General features: G+C 31.7%; 15 protein-coding genes. 8 read left to right on the forward strand and 7 right to left on the reverse strand.

Features of this window, described 5'->3' with window-relative positions:
• Window position 1: 1 nt before the first annotated feature.
• Window positions 2-190, reverse strand: coding sequence for a helix-turn-helix transcriptional regulator (locus AC6CH1_RS13245; RefSeq protein WP_251690239.1), 189 nt, complete (start codon window positions 188-190; stop codon window positions 2-4).
• Between the two features lie 637 nt (window positions 191-827).
• On the opposite strand from AC6CH1_RS13245, the gene AC6CH1_RS13250 reads away from it, so the two are divergent.
• Together AC6CH1_RS13250 and AC6CH1_RS13255 are read left to right on the forward strand one after the other, a co-directional pair.
• Window positions 828-980: a YrzI family small protein gene (locus AC6CH1_RS13250; protein ID WP_251690238.1), complete on the forward strand. Its 153-nt coding sequence runs from the start codon at window positions 828-830 to the stop codon at window positions 978-980.
• A gap of 562 nt (window positions 981-1,542) precedes the next feature.
• Window positions 1,543-1,770, forward strand: a complete 228-nt coding sequence (locus AC6CH1_RS13255; protein WP_251690237.1) for a hypothetical protein — start codon at window positions 1,543-1,545, stop codon at window positions 1,768-1,770.
• A gap of 249 nt (window positions 1,771-2,019) precedes the next feature.
• On the opposite strand, the gene AC6CH1_RS13260 is transcribed toward AC6CH1_RS13255, so the two are convergent.
• From AC6CH1_RS13260 to AC6CH1_RS13270, 3 genes are all read right to left on the reverse strand, one after another.
• Complete coding sequence (locus AC6CH1_RS13260) at window positions 2,020-2,577, reverse strand: hypothetical protein (RefSeq protein ID WP_251690236.1); 558 nt, start codon at window positions 2,575-2,577, stop codon at window positions 2,020-2,022.
• Between the two features lie 531 nt (window positions 2,578-3,108).
• A complete protein-coding gene (locus AC6CH1_RS13265; protein WP_498317937.1) occupies window positions 3,109-3,519 on the reverse strand; it encodes a hypothetical protein in 411 nt (136 codons plus the stop codon).
• 1,003 nt (window positions 3,520-4,522) lie between these two features.
• Window positions 4,523-4,981 (reverse strand): DUF2262 domain-containing protein, encoded by a 459-nt coding sequence (locus tag AC6CH1_RS13270; RefSeq protein WP_251690234.1) that lies wholly within the window; start codon window positions 4,979-4,981, stop codon window positions 4,523-4,525.
• 126 nt (window positions 4,982-5,107) lie between these two features.
• Here AC6CH1_RS13270 and AC6CH1_RS13275 point away from each other — a divergent pair, with 126 nt between their 5' ends.
• Entirely contained in the window at window positions 5,108-5,644 is a 537-nt protein-coding gene (locus tag AC6CH1_RS13275) for a peptide ABC transporter substrate-binding protein (protein ID WP_498317939.1), read from the forward strand.
• Window positions 5,645-5,928: 284 nt separating this feature from the next.
• Here AC6CH1_RS13275 and AC6CH1_RS13280 read toward each other — a convergent pair whose 3' ends face one another.
• Complete coding sequence (locus AC6CH1_RS13280; protein WP_498317940.1) at window positions 5,929-6,384, reverse strand: hypothetical protein; 456 nt, start codon at window positions 6,382-6,384, stop codon at window positions 5,929-5,931.
• A gap of 344 nt (window positions 6,385-6,728) precedes the next feature.
• Between AC6CH1_RS13280 and AC6CH1_RS13285 the strand changes: the two genes are divergently transcribed.
• The gene (locus AC6CH1_RS13285) at window positions 6,729-7,196 is read left to right on the forward strand and encodes an NUDIX hydrolase (RefSeq protein WP_435368079.1); all 468 of its coding nucleotides are present in this window, start codon (window positions 6,729-6,731) and stop codon (window positions 7,194-7,196) included.
• A 348-nt stretch (window positions 7,197-7,544) separates the two neighbouring features.
• On the opposite strand, the gene AC6CH1_RS13290 is transcribed toward AC6CH1_RS13285, so the two are convergent.
• Window positions 7,545-8,120, reverse strand: coding sequence for a hypothetical protein (locus AC6CH1_RS13290; RefSeq protein ID WP_498317941.1), 576 nt, complete (start codon window positions 8,118-8,120; stop codon window positions 7,545-7,547).
• 128 nt (window positions 8,121-8,248) lie between these two features.
• On the opposite strand from AC6CH1_RS13290, the gene AC6CH1_RS13295 reads away from it, so the two are divergent.
• Window positions 8,249-8,452: a hypothetical protein gene (locus AC6CH1_RS13295; RefSeq protein WP_008405435.1), complete on the forward strand. Its 204-nt coding sequence runs from the start codon at window positions 8,249-8,251 to the stop codon at window positions 8,450-8,452.
• 291 nt (window positions 8,453-8,743) lie between these two features.
• Here AC6CH1_RS13295 and AC6CH1_RS13300 read toward each other — a convergent pair whose 3' ends face one another.
• Window positions 8,744-9,250 carry a GrpB family protein gene (locus tag AC6CH1_RS13300; RefSeq protein ID WP_498317943.1) on the reverse strand — a complete coding sequence of 169 codons (507 nt, stop codon included), beginning with the start codon at window positions 9,248-9,250 and terminating at the stop codon, window positions 8,744-8,746.
• Between the two features lie 710 nt (window positions 9,251-9,960).
• Here AC6CH1_RS13300 and AC6CH1_RS13305 point away from each other — a divergent pair.
• From AC6CH1_RS13305 to AC6CH1_RS13315, 3 genes are all read left to right on the forward strand, one after another.
• On the forward strand, window positions 9,961-11,454 hold the full coding sequence (locus tag AC6CH1_RS13305; RefSeq protein WP_498317944.1) for a sigma-70 family RNA polymerase sigma factor: 1,494 nt from the start codon (window positions 9,961-9,963) through the stop codon (window positions 11,452-11,454).
• Window positions 11,455-11,966: 512 nt separating this feature from the next.
• Window positions 11,967-12,392 (forward strand): DUF3995 domain-containing protein, encoded by a 426-nt coding sequence (locus tag AC6CH1_RS13310; RefSeq protein WP_251690225.1) that lies wholly within the window; start codon window positions 11,967-11,969, stop codon window positions 12,390-12,392.
• Between the two features lie 450 nt (window positions 12,393-12,842).
• Window positions 12,843-13,784 (forward strand): DUF2268 domain-containing putative Zn-dependent protease, encoded by a 942-nt coding sequence (locus tag AC6CH1_RS13315; RefSeq protein WP_251690224.1) that lies wholly within the window; start codon window positions 12,843-12,845, stop codon window positions 13,782-13,784.
• The last annotated feature ends 135 nt before the right edge of the window (window positions 13,785-13,919 follow it).

Below are 13,919 nucleotides of genomic sequence, written 5' to 3' on the forward strand. Positions count from 1 at the left end.
ATTATTCCTCCCAAAATAAATCATTTAATGTTAAATTGAGCGCTTTTGCAATGGCAATACATAGTGTTAACGAAGGATTAAACTTATTGTTTTCAATTAATCCAATAGTTTGACGTGTAACGCCTGTCCGTGCAGCAAGCTCATCTTGTGTCATATGTAATCCCGTACGTATTGACTTCACTTTATTCATTTAGCTTCTCTCCTATTTCATATTCGGTATTACAACTGTTTTAAATGTAACATATAAATTGCGTCCGCGCAATATATATATTACATAAATGCAATTTATATTTTGCATTCATCTAAATCCCAATAATTTTCAGGAGAGTTTGGATAGGTGGTAACAAAAACGAAGCGTCTTTATATAATGAAAAAGCGCGGATGATTTTTACACAATTGTGTTCGTAGTTGGATGAGGGGCACATCAATCTGAAAATCGCCATAAATGTAAATAATGTTGCTATATCAACTTTTCTACACATTACTTTTGAATAAGATATTACTTTTTTTTGAAAAAATACAAAAAAATGTTTACAGATAATGTGAGGATGAGTATACTTACACAATAATCAAAAAAATTCTAAGGAGGTCGAAGAAAATGATCATTATCAATAAATTAATGTCACTAGTAGTTACAACTTCAATGAAAACAAAAATCACACATTCGACCAGACTGGAATGGATTGCTTAAACTCTTGATTAATTAAGTATGCCCATACCGCAGGGAGAAGTGTGTCCCTGCGGTATTTTTGTGTCTTTTTTTACCGCAGGGGGAGTCTCCCTGCGGCATTTTTCATTTTTAGGGCACTTTAAGGAGGTGATAATCCATGATAGTAAACTTTTTTACCCTTTCGATCGCTATTACAAAACGGGAGCGTGAAATCTCTCGTGAGAAAGCAATTCATGAAGAAAAAGTAAAAAAAATCTTTGAAGAGAACAAAAGAAAAGTAGAGGATTACACGCGTCAACGTCATTATTAATTTTGGTAATTTAAAACAATGAAAGGTGGGAATTGAAATGATTTTTATGAGTAAGAGACGGTATGCAGTTTTATGGTTGGAGAAGGACTCAACGTAGCTACGGATATGAATATAAGTGTGGATGATAATACTTAACTCAAGTGAAGGGGCTGTACGAAAAGTAATATCATTTCACCCAGCTCCATATCAAGGTATTATTTAGCCGCGTTTGGCGCGGGGTGGCCGGATTTCAGAAATGAATGCTAAGACCTAATGGGAACAGAATCTTACCGGCCTCCAGCATCCTTGATTTTGTGGATAATCTGATTGTTGCTTCAACAGTGTGAAAGCATAAAATCGTACATAACCTTAATGTGGTAAATCTTTCTGAAGATCTCCTTAAAGAGAGAGTTCCATCTTAAGTAACAATTAAATAGCTTCCGAAACCCAGCTTTTGAGGCAATTTTTCCATTACTGTTATATAAGATTAGATATCATAGTTTATTGCGATAAAATATTTAAGTACGGTGGGATGGCTAAAGTCATTAAGAGAGCTGGCTGATTACATGAGTGGAGGAGAACAATGAAATTCTTCAAAAAGATGTCTGAATTTGAGCAAAGTAATTGGAAAAATGGAGCAATCCTTGGTTTTTATACATATATGTTATTGTTATTTATCAATTATATTTACGATTTAATATTTGAAACTGAGCCCCTTACTTCAGGAATAATTTTTTGGACGGGAATTTTAATAGCCTTTGGATACGAGTTAGTACTAAATTTAAAGTCTAAAAAAGACGTAAAAAATTGAACTGTATCTGGACAATATTTCGGAAGGATCGACCGTATTTTCGTTGACCCTACATATCAAGGAAACACGAGTAATTTAGTTGGAAGTCAGATACTCGATTTCAAGCTGAATATAGAGTAGTTAATGTATCTGGGAACAAGTGAATACAAAAAAGAAGACCATTGCCACAACAAGGGTCTTCTCTATGTCTCGTATGAGTGGCAGTACACTGACTGCCGCTAAAAGCGAAAATCTTCTACTATAAGGACTTTACTTTTTCTCCTGTTCAATAAATTCAACATTATTTAGTTTAGCTACCTTATAAATTTCACTTTTATCTTCTTGTAGGAACTGATCGTTTAAAGGAATTCGAATAGAATCTCCTACCATTGAAGTAAAAATATATTCTTCATGCTTACCTATATCATCGAAATAATATTCGAGAACTACTTCTTGGATTTCAGACCATTGAAACGTTTTTTCGTCGAATAATTTATTGGAGACCACTTCTTCTTTTCCTATATATGTATAACTTAAAATCGATAAATAGAAAACAAAGAGTCCACCTGCAATAATAACACTTGATAGGCTAAAAGTGAGTTTGTTCTGTTTAATTACCGGAATCATTAATCCGATAAATAAAACAAAACATGCAGCCATTACTAGTCTGAAATTTATTCCATCCGGATAGAGTATGATTGCCAATCTATCAAATAAAAATGTTTGAACATAGAACACAGGAAATATTGCACCTAAAACAGGTATGCTGATAAGGGATAATATGGCGAGCACTAAAAAGATTAGACGAGGCGAGTAATGAGTTCGCATTTTAATTCCTCCAATTATAATTTTTATGTTACTAACTTATACGGATAAGGAAAGATAAAGTTTCAATTTTCTGACTTTATTATTTGGGAATCGGGTTCTATAATTGAATCAAGCACTTTATTAAAAGTTCATGGAAATCTTGGATAGGCTGGGTTTTTGGTGTACTTATAAGTGTATATATTATAGGTATATGGAGAAACAGAGAAGTAGACTGGGGACATTTTGTTACTTTGAGTATAGGTGGTTTAGTTGGTACAGCTATTGGCTTATGGCTTAGGAATAAAAAGTTATTGCTGAAAGTAAGAAACAGAATTGAATTTATTCTCTTAATTAAAGTAACTAGGGTTTAGTGCAACAAGGATTTATAAGGTATACATAAATAAACTTAATGCCACGGCGTTATCATAAGGGCACCACTTCACGAACTTGTATAGCATATTTTTTATTCCACAATCTGTCCCAATTGATGCAAAAAAAGAAGACCGTTGCCTCAACAATGGTCTTGGGTCCTAGCTGCCTGAAATTTAATGATTATTGATTAAGAGATTCTTTTGTTATTGTTTCTAAAAGCTCAAATAAGCCACTATCATTCGAAAATTTATAATATATATGATCGCTATCATTGTCATCTTCATAGACAAATATTAATTTTTTTTGAGTTGGATTAAGTTCTAACTCATAAAGCTTATTCAATGAAATATTGATAAAATAATTTCCATCCGCATATGAATCTGAACTAGATGATATTTCAAATTTTGAATTCTTAAAAGCTTCTAGAATTGCTGTTTTATCCTCCTCAGACAGCTTAAGTTTTACAAAAAGCTCTTCTGTCTCATGATCCAATTTATAACCGTCAACATTAACGTGTTCTGATTTAAAGTCTATATCATTAAAAACTTCATCGCTGGCTAATGTATTGCTGTTAAAAACAAAGAAAGCCACGAATAGGGCAACTATAAAAAAATGAATATACTTACTATCATTTTTTTACTCTTAACTTTAGAATTCATAAGCAACCTCCAATTCCCCCCTTATCATTAAATAGTTAGAACTGGTAATATTTTACTCAAAAAATCAGAAAAAGCAATGTTTGGTATTGAACAAACGCAACATATTCTGTACCAAGAGGTTATGGGGAGTCGAGATAATCCTTTAATTCTTAGTAAATTTTACAATTGTATATAAGATGGTTATTCCACAATATCGCCCTATAACGGAAAAACGCGATTTTCTTATTGAAGATTCGCGCCAAATTGTTGAATAAGAGGTCGTCTTATTCAGGTGGTATAATACCTTACATAAAAAAGAAATACCAAATACGATTTTGAGTACGGGAATAGACTGTAATTAACAACATCTTTTGTTTTAATTGTCTAGACTAGAGTATTGCTATAACATTTTTAAATTGAATAATAAATAATCCATTCAAAAGGAGGTTAAGGACATTCTTACAAATAAATATATACGTCCTCTTGTATTTCCAAGTCTTTTGTTTATAAGTATGACTATTTTAAATATTTATCAAGATAACGGGATTCAGTGGGGGGATAATCTTTTTCTCTTCCTTTTCACATTAGTTTTCTACAACTTAATTTTATTTTTGCTTAAACGGTTTAAAGAAACACCCCCATCAAAATAACTTTTTATTTGTTGAATAATTCGAGTAATACAAATACATAAGAAATAAAGTTCCCAAATGAAAGTTTGTGGTCAACAGAAAAATCGGTAAAGGTGTAGCATTTTAACAAAGTTCGATTAATAGTAAGTTGGAACGCTGATTTTTTACAGAAAGAAACCAACTGTTTTGAAACAAAGTTTGATCAAAATAGTTGGTTCTTTATTTATCTAGTTTGGTTCTTATAAAAATTTTGATGATTGCGGATGCGAATATTCAAGAAAAGCGCCCTATAATTGAATATCAAATAAACTATTTAGCTATTTAAAACTACACATCTGCATTTAATAACTTGTAATCATTATCAAAATAGGCATGTATTCTGTGTCCACCAAATAAATCTCCATCATAATATTCACAGTATATATCATCTGCTCTAATTTCAATTGCATAGAGGGTAATTGCTTCGGCAAATTCTTCTTTGGTTATATCATATTCCCCTGCATCTACAGCATCCCAATTTAGATTTTCATCATCCTCATCATACTCGGGCCAAAAATCATTTTTGTAATTAATTAATTTCTCTGTTATGGCTATTTTAGCCTTTTGCTCGAAGTTCTCTAAGAATGTGAAAAGTTTTTCTGCTCTTTTAATCATCTCATTTTTATCAACCAATTCATTTCTTATGTTTAATGTCCAAAGTATTTCCCCATTACTTGCCTTAAATGTTTTACAATCCTCATCATATGCAAATACCCCAATTAATTCACTTTTTATTGATTTTTCCATAGCCCAATCCCCTTCATAAATAGTCTATTTTATTTTACTTAAGAAGTGTCCTCAATTAAATAGCACGTCGCTTTGGGGACGTTATTTAAAGGAAATCCTATTCTGTTATCGAAATAGAGTATATGAATGATTAATTTTATTATTTATAAGTTTAATATTAAATGGGGATGGATAAATTTGCAGTTAAAATATTTTATTATTCTATTTATACTCGTAGGATTACTTTGTGCTTGCAATGCCAACATAGAACCAAAGGAACATTTAGGGGAAATATATAGTGTTGCATTGGACGCTATAATGCAACAGAATAAAGAATTAAATCGTGGTATGGAATTTATAGCTATTGATATGAGTAATTTCAAGAATGTAGAGGAAAGTGATAAAGAAAAAATTTTAAGCTACTTGAAGGAAAAATATAAAGTTCATGTAATGGATGCTACTTTTGAACAACTCGAAGAAAAAGGATTATATAATGCCGATACAATGTCTCTAGATGGTGTACTCCTTACAATAGATAAGGTTGATTTTAAGTTTAAAAACGACACTGTTTTTGAAGTTTCCAAGTATCATTCTAATTTAGGCGCCGTCGGGTTTGAATGTAGAGTACATTATAAAGATAATGAATGGAAAGCTAAAGAAGTAAAAATGACTTGGATAAGTTAATTAGACTTTCAGTAGCGAATAGTTAAAAAAATTATACAAGACAAGATTCAATAACGTTCCCAAATAAAAGTTTGTGAATACAGCAGAAAGGCAGGAATGTTGTTATACAACATTTTGTGTCTTTTTCTTTTGAACATTGGGTCATCTTTTATGCACTGCCCAAAAACACGTTATTCAACAATATGGCCCTATACACGGAAAAATGCGATCTTCTTATTGAAGAATCGCGCCCTTTTGTGGAATATTACCGCTTTTTGCTTGTTAAACTAAAGCACTCCGTTAGTTTAATTAGTTAGTATCAAGTAATAGTGTTTTGTATCTTGTAATAATCTAATTAATTCAAAGGATGATTTGAAGGCAATATATATTGCAATACCTGATAACATAGTTGTAAGTACACCGCTATCTTTAAGCATTTTTCTATTTTTCTTATAAAGGATAAGCGTTGTTATAATAATTATTAGTAAGTATAATACCGATAAAATTAGTTTTGCCAATACCAATTTACTCTCATTTACAGCATTCATGTAATTTTCTAAATCTTCCCGATTTGAATCACTCTCTTGGATAATAGATATATCTCCTTTGTAGCCGACCTTCCAAGAAAATTTATTTTGTTCTTTTAATACAGTGTACTCATAACCCAAAGATTGTTCATCACCAATAATCCCTGAATATTCCTCTGTGTCCTCCTCAGTTTGGGAACAGGCAGATAAGATTAAGGTGAAATTAAATAGCATTAGCAAAATACATTTTTTCAGTTGAATTCCTCCTGTCTTTCGCCAAATTCATTATTGTCTTCTTCAACTAATCTGCAACTTTAGTTTAAGTACATTTCTTCTCAATCTCACACTAATATTAACATAAGAATCCTTTTTTATTAGGTATTCTTATACCATTAAATGGCCCTATAACGGAAAAACGCGATCTTCTTATTGAAGAATCGCGCCCAGATTGTTGCATAAGGATGGCATCAGTTCTATATTTAGAATACTAAAAAAAGAGATGTTAATAATTTACGCTTTGGGAACTTCTCATTATTATAAACGTATACTTATAAAACTGTTTTATTGGAGGATTATTTGTGAATGATTACATACAAACAATGAGAAATTTAATTGGCCATGAAACCTTATTAACAATAGGCTGTGGCGCTATTATTGAAGATGAATTAGGACGTATTTTGTTACAAAGAAGAACGGATAACAATACTTGGGGAATCCCAGGCGGCATTATGGAAATCGGGGAAACTTTTAAGGAAACAGTAATGCGAGAAGTTTTAGAAGAAACAAATTTAGTGTTAAAAGATTTATCTTTATTTGGCTTATACTCTGGCAAAAAAGGATTCGCCTCTTATCCTAATGGAGACCATGTGTACAGTGTACAAATAATACTATTTACCAAAAATTATGAGGGCGATCTAAATATGAACAATGAAAGTAAAGAATTATATTTCATAGCAAAAGAGCACTTACCTTCTAACTTAACTCCCACACAAGCACCATTTATTTTAGATTGGAAGTCAGATACTCAAAAACCAATATTAAAATAAATTAAACAGTTGAAGTGGCAGCGTTTATACTCGCAAAGCTTTGTTCATAAATTGGTCCGATAGTTGAACACAAGTCAAACACCTCTACGAAAACAGCGTTTTTATGAATAACCGAAATATAGAAATGTCACGTTTGGGCGCAAAAAAGATTCAGAAGCATGACGTTTTACTAAACAAAAAGGTTAGCGTCTTAAACCTAGATTAAATAAATTAAAACGTATGTACTTAATTAGAAGGGAAATTGCAGAATATGTTAAAACAAAATAAATAAAGAGCCCTCCACTTTAAATTGTGGAGGGCTCTTTATTTTAGCTAGAAAATTAAGATGCTATTTTTACAAACTATGTATCAGCCTGTTTTACCAATAATTATTTTTTTAGTTGTTAAAGACTTACCAGTTTTTGCATTAGAAAATACGATTAAACCATAACCCCAATATGTAGAAGTAGGAGAACCAGATTTATAGACATATGTTTTTACATTAATAGCAAATTGCGCACCCGAATCGCCCGAAAATAAAGTCTCGACTGACGATTTTGCTCCAACAATAGTTGTAAGGGTTGCAAGTTTAACATACCCTAGAAATCCTAATGCCATACCAGATGCAGTAACTAATAGAGCGTCTGCAGCCGCAGTTTTATTTTTTTGCTTTATTGAAATTGTTTTGTTTATAGTTTCATACAAGTAATGATTAGTACCCCCACCAATATCATAGGCAAATGGAGTAATTTCTGTATCAGGCATAAGCTCATATCCTGACTCTAGTGGCTCTAGTAACTCTAGTGACTTTATTTTTTCGGAATAATTACTTTTACTCTCCAAAACCTGTTGCTTGGCATCAACTTCTAATTCATTCGCTTGTGCTAATGGACTAAAAAGGCTACTTAATAAAATAGCAGATGAGCCTATAATTAGTTTCTTCATAATAAAAACCTCCTAAAAGTGATAAAAATTGTGTATCATAGTTATATAACAAAAATATATATAATTTTACAATCTTTTAGAAGTATTATATTTTTTTGAAATTTATTAAAAAAATGGTGGTTGTGAGTATGCGTTTATTAAAATCTATAAACAACTTTTTAGAAAGTAAGTATATGTTTCTTATACTAGGAACATTATTAGCTATAGTAGCAATAGCGCTTTATGTTAGGGGTTTAGGTGGTCTTTCTATCTTTATAGCTTCTCTTTTCTCTATTTCAAATTTGATATTATTTTTTTATGTAAATAAATATGGGTTTAAAAATAAAAAATAAAGAAGTCAGTCTTCGTAGAGGACTAAACCCTTGCTTGGTAACATTTCATAAAAAAAGGCATCCATTGTATTCACCATTGGATGCCGCTTTCATATTTCGATAATTTTTAAAAGCACTGTTTGTTACATTCTATTGGTCCTTTAACGAAAAAGAGCATTTCCTTTATTCAAGGAACGCACCCTTTAGCGGAAAAATGCGATCTTATTATTGAAGAATCGCGCCCGATTGTTGAATATTAATATATTGATTTCAGCCTTTTACTTGTTGCCCCTATACTTAATAAAGATCTCTTTAAATCTTTTCTAAAATTGATTTAACGAATTCAGTTTTCTCTTCAGCATATTTATGTTTATTATCTTTGATTTCATTTGCCAAGTTAAGTTTCAATTGTTCATATTCAATTCTTGCTCCATCATTCACCCGCAAATAATCTCTAAACTTCAATTGTTCAAGTAAATATTTATTTCCACTTTGATACATATGGATTTGGTGGGTTCTTAGTTCACCCTTACTAAAATAATGTCTTTCAGGTAAAATGTTTATTCCTTTATACGAATATCCCAAATCCTCTAAAAGTGCGGCAGTATTACCACCCATATCAAAATCTTTGATTTCTACAGCAATATCAATAATTGGTTTTGCACTTAAATATTTTACTGATGTGCTTCCTATGTGATGAATATTTATAATATATTCACCTATTTTATCTTGTATTTTTTCTTTCTCTGATAAAAATTCCTTATTCCATTCTTCTGTCCAATGTACTAAAAATACATCTCCTTTGGGCAAACCTAACATCTTAATCCTCCTTAAAACTTATTACCGTTTTTATTGGAATATAATACCATACTTGAGGGTTCTTCTTCTTGCCCTAATCTTTCCCTTTAGTTAAAGTTTAATTCTCCATAAACACCAAAGTAAATAATATGGCCCTATAACGGAAAAACGCAATCTTCTTATTGAAGAATCGCGCCCGATTGTTGAATAACGAATGCCATTATAAGGTTATGAACAGCAATACTCCCAAACTTCGCTTTGGGAATGTTTCAAACACAGCTATGGTAAAACATGGTTGTGTTTTTAAATATAATTTAGTTCTAAGATTCCTCTAGACTTTTGACTTCAAATGTCTTTTTCGTTTTTTACTTAATCTGTTTTACTTTCATCGACATCTACTGGCAATACAACTATATCTTCATTTGAATATTGGTTCTGTCTATCCGAAGATACAGTGATTGCATCGTTTACAGTGCCGATTTCTTTTACTGCTTCTTCATCAGCGTATTCTTCGGAATAATCGAAATACTTCTTACATGAATGTTTTTGGTCAAATCCAGATTCGTTATTAGAAAAGACTGTGCTTTTCCATTTAGAATTAAGCTGTTACATTCAAAGTGGAATAAGCAATAAATCTAATATTTAAAAAGGTTATGATAGGTTTTGAAATTCAAAACGAATGATAGAGTGAACGGATCTTTCGCGAAAAACGTTTTGAAATGAGGTGTCATATGGACGAGAAAATAATTTCATTAATTAAATCCAAACAAGAAAAAGGCATTAAATTGTTACTTGAACAATACGGGGGACTCATGAAAGCTATTGCGCTCAAATATCTGGCTAGTAGACCTCAAGAATTAGAGGAAACAATGGCAGATATAACAATTGCTATTTGGTATCATATCTACGACTTTGATTCGGGGAAAAACACGTTCAAAAATTGGGTAGCAGCCATTGCGAAATTTAAAGCAATCGATGTTTTACGAAAATTAGAGCGACAAGTTCCCACAGCAGAGCTACAAGATAATTTACCTTTGCTAGAATCTAAACAAATCGACTGGCAAATAGTACTGAATAGTTTACCTATTGAAGAACGCCAAATTTTTGATAGCTACTATTTTAAAGGGAAATCAACGACAGAAATAGCAGATCAATTTCAAATGAAACCATCCTGGGTCCACAATAAATTATCACGAACTAGAAAAAAACTAAAAGATCAATTTTTAAAAGGGGGGGGTGTAAAGATGAGCATTTATAAAGAGTTAAATGAAGTAACTATTGATTTAAGTGAATTTGACGTGTCACCGCTCACCAATTATGAGAAAAAGCGTGTACAAAAACTCGTGAAAAAGAAGTTGAAATTAGTGAAGTCCCATAAAGGGATGGGCGTTGCAGCAGCTACTCTGGCAATCGGCTTATTAGCTATGAATCATCAAACGATTGCCAATATGCCGTTCATAGCAGCATTGTTAGAAGATTGGCAAGTAACTGAGCAAGTGGATTGGTCACCTTACAAAACAGTGATTGGTGAAACGCGTACGACAGAAATGGGCGATTTAACATTAAATGAAGTGCTTGTTAATTACGATAAAATAATGATTAGTGCAACGTTTGATAAAAATGAAGAGACCGTTTTTTCTTATCGACATCAATTAAAGCCTACTGTCATTATTAATGGTGAAAAAGTTGAAGCGAAAGGTATATCAGCACAATCGATTGCACAAAACAGTTCAATGTATACAATTTATAATGAGATTACATTAGCTGAGCCAGTAGCTGCTGCCAATTTTGATATACAAATTATGTATGACGAAATGCATACCCCACAGACAAAAACGCTAGAAGGTGAAACACTTGAACAGCCGTGGGTATTTGACATAAAGGCTTCTCAGCTTACTGTACAAAATGAAACAGCGGTGCATGATTTACACCAAACAATACAATTACAAAATGACGAGCAATTTGTAATTGATCGAATCGTAACAACTCCGATTTCTACAACCATTTATTATAGTGGTTTTTCATCTGATCAATCACCGAATATTAATCTTTTTGATGCGGAGGGGAACCGTTATCACTGGAATTCTGCATATGGAAATGATGATGGTACGGGAGAAATTAATTATACAGGTGCATCTTTTTTAGAGAGTGAGCTTTTCATCCAAGTTTTCTCTACTTCCACAGAAGATGATGCAATCAGTGGAAAAGTAAAGATTTTAAATTAATTTTTGATTTATCAGTTCCAGGCATCCATACAAATTTAAAGAGGCGTCCGAGAAGTCATTTTGGGACGCCTCATCTTTATGATTAAGTAGAAAATTTATATGTATAACAGATTCAAAAAAGGTTCCCAAATGAAAGTTTGGGCATACACCACAAAGGCACGAATGTTGTTAAATCAACATTTGTACCGTTGCGCTTGAACGATTATACAGTTTACTATACATTTGGTATAAATTGTTGAAGTTGCAACGTTTATACTCGCAGAAGCTTGTTCATAAATTTGCATAAAAACTTGAGTAACATTTTTTATCTTTAAAAGTGTTATTCAACAATATGGCCCGATTGTTGAATAACATCTAAAGACGATTCTTCAACTAACTGATCCGTTAGTTAAATAAACTCAACGATCATCTAGCGTTATGGAATGAAATGGAATAAAGTGTAATAAAATGAATGCACTAATGATATCACCAATTTAGATACTGAGGACGATAACATAAGAAGAGGTGGTAAATTGTTTAAGATATTAATAGGAGTAACTTCTCTAATATTTATAATTATTGGCATGTTACACGTTTTTTGGGCATTTGGTGGAGGTTGGGGAGTAAAAGCGGTTCTTCCGACTAAAGATGACAGTAAATTGCCAGTTTTACAACCAAGAATGTTAGGTACACTTTTGATCGGTTTATTTTGCTTTTTTGCATCTGTTCTACTATTAGTTCAAATAGATTTATTTACAGTCATCCAACCCTCCCCCCTTTCAAAGTGGCTTTGTATAACTGGAGGAATTGTTTTCTTATTACGTGCTATTGGTGAAGGAAAATATGTAGGTTTTTTCAAGAAAATAAAACATACTAGATTCGCAAAACAAGATACCGCCTTCTATTCACCTCTTTGTGTATGGATTAGTCTTATTTTTTTGCTAGCATCATTTATATAAATTTGAATAAATGACAATTAACAACAAAGATTTTCTTTCAGGAGTTGAAACGTTACGATATAGCCGTTGCTTTTGATATATTAGCTTCCGGATGCGGCATTTCAATTTGCCCATAGAAAGTATTGTTCATTTATAATGTCTGATGAGTTATTTTTTATTGTTACACTTACTTTCCTATTACCTTTGTTTATTAGATTTATTACAGTTAAAAGTAGCACAAAATCTACAAAATAAATCTAATAAAAGTTCACAAAAGATTATGGGCATAAGAAAAAACGGTAAACGTTACTACAACAACGTTTACCGTTTTTTTATTGAAATATTGTTTGTACCGAATTTTATGAAAGTCGCAGAAACGTTACTAAAGCAACTTTTATACTATTTATTACATTCTAATATGTATTACTAATATTTGGTATAATTATCCATAATGGGTGAGGTGAGAACAATTTGAAAAATATCTTGAAATTTATTGTACTTTTATTTACTCTATCAGCTTGCACACAAACGGATAGAAGTGAGAAGGAAGAAATTTTTGATGAGAAAGAATTATTATATTTATTTGAGAACTCTGATACCAATCAAAAGTTTAAAATAGTCCATGTTAATACTTTATTTGATAGCTACCTTGAAAAAGTAAAAAATTATACAAGCCAATCAAACTTGGAATTATACAAGGAGGAGGTTATCCAACCTGTTTACAGCGACTGTTTTGAAAATGGAGAGTTCATACATATAGTAGATTCCGTTCTTAATAAGGCTCCAACTAGTTTAACCGAATTAAAAATTGTAAGTGAATTAATTGAAAGTAAAAAAGATGACATAAATGCACTTATTCAAGATGCACTACTTCAATCCGCTAAGCTACTACAATCTGAAAGTGACGTAGCAGTATGTGTCTTTCCATCTAGTAATTCCAATGTTGTTATGTATACGGTAGGTGCTGGTAAAATTCTGATTCCTTATAATGAATACTTTGAAGATGATTTTATAAAGGTTGCTTTAGCACATGAATATCATCATAGTACTTGGGCAGAAAGTTATTTAAGTACTCATTCAGGTTCAGTCTTAGATAATCTTATATTTGAAGGAAAAGCTGTTATGTTTGAAAAAACTGTATATCCTGATATTGAAATTACACAAATGGATTTCACTTATAATAATGAATTTTGGTCTAAAATTGAACCTGATTTAAACAGTAAAGATATAAATCGTTCTTTAGAAATCTTATATGGTGGTAAAGGGCTGCCTTTATTTTATGGGTATAGTGAAGGCTATAAAATGATTAAATCCTACCTCGACTTACACCCAAATCTAACTCCAGAAGAATGGACAGGATTAAGTACAGAAAAAATTATTGAAAAGGGGAAATACTTCGATAACTATAATTAAATCAATGTATTAACAATCGGTTCAATTAAGCTCATTGCAAAAAATAATATTGCACTTAGATAAAATTATACAGTTCTTTACAAAATAACGTTCCTAAATGAAAGTTTGAGAATCCAAAAAAATCCACAAACGCTT

The sequence above is a fragment of the Solibacillus sp. GQ1 genome (assembly GCF_059758555.1).

Excerpts from the sequence above, each read along its gene's own strand:
- AC6CH1_RS13245 (WP_251690239.1), bottom strand. The coding sequence starts at position 190 with ATGAATAAAGTGAAGTCAATACGTACGGGATTACATATGACACAAGAT.
- AC6CH1_RS13250 (WP_251690238.1), top strand. The coding sequence starts at position 828 with ATGATAGTAAACTTTTTTACCCTTTCGATCGCTATTACAAAACGGGAG.
- AC6CH1_RS13255 (WP_251690237.1), top strand. The coding sequence starts at position 1,543 with ATGAAATTCTTCAAAAAGATGTCTGAATTTGAGCAAAGTAATTGGAAA.
- AC6CH1_RS13260 (WP_251690236.1), bottom strand. The coding sequence starts at position 2,577 with ATGCGAACTCATTACTCGCCTCGTCTAATCTTTTTAGTGCTCGCCATA.
- AC6CH1_RS13270 (WP_251690234.1), bottom strand. The coding sequence starts at position 4,981 with ATGGAAAAATCAATAAAAAGTGAATTAATTGGGGTATTTGCATATGAT.
- AC6CH1_RS13275 (WP_498317939.1), top strand. The coding sequence starts at position 5,108 with ATGATTAATTTTATTATTTATAAGTTTAATATTAAATGGGGATGGATA.
- AC6CH1_RS13280 (WP_498317940.1), bottom strand. The coding sequence starts at position 6,384 with ATGCTATTTAATTTCACCTTAATCTTATCTGCCTGTTCCCAAACTGAG.
- AC6CH1_RS13290 (WP_498317941.1), bottom strand. The coding sequence starts at position 8,120 with ATGAAGAAACTAATTATAGGCTCATCTGCTATTTTATTAAGTAGCCTT.
- AC6CH1_RS13295 (WP_008405435.1), top strand. The coding sequence starts at position 8,249 with ATGCGTTTATTAAAATCTATAAACAACTTTTTAGAAAGTAAGTATATG.
- AC6CH1_RS13300 (WP_498317943.1), bottom strand. The coding sequence starts at position 9,250 with ATGTTAGGTTTGCCCAAAGGAGATGTATTTTTAGTACATTGGACAGAA.
- AC6CH1_RS13305 (WP_498317944.1), top strand. The coding sequence starts at position 9,961 with ATGGACGAGAAAATAATTTCATTAATTAAATCCAAACAAGAAAAAGGC.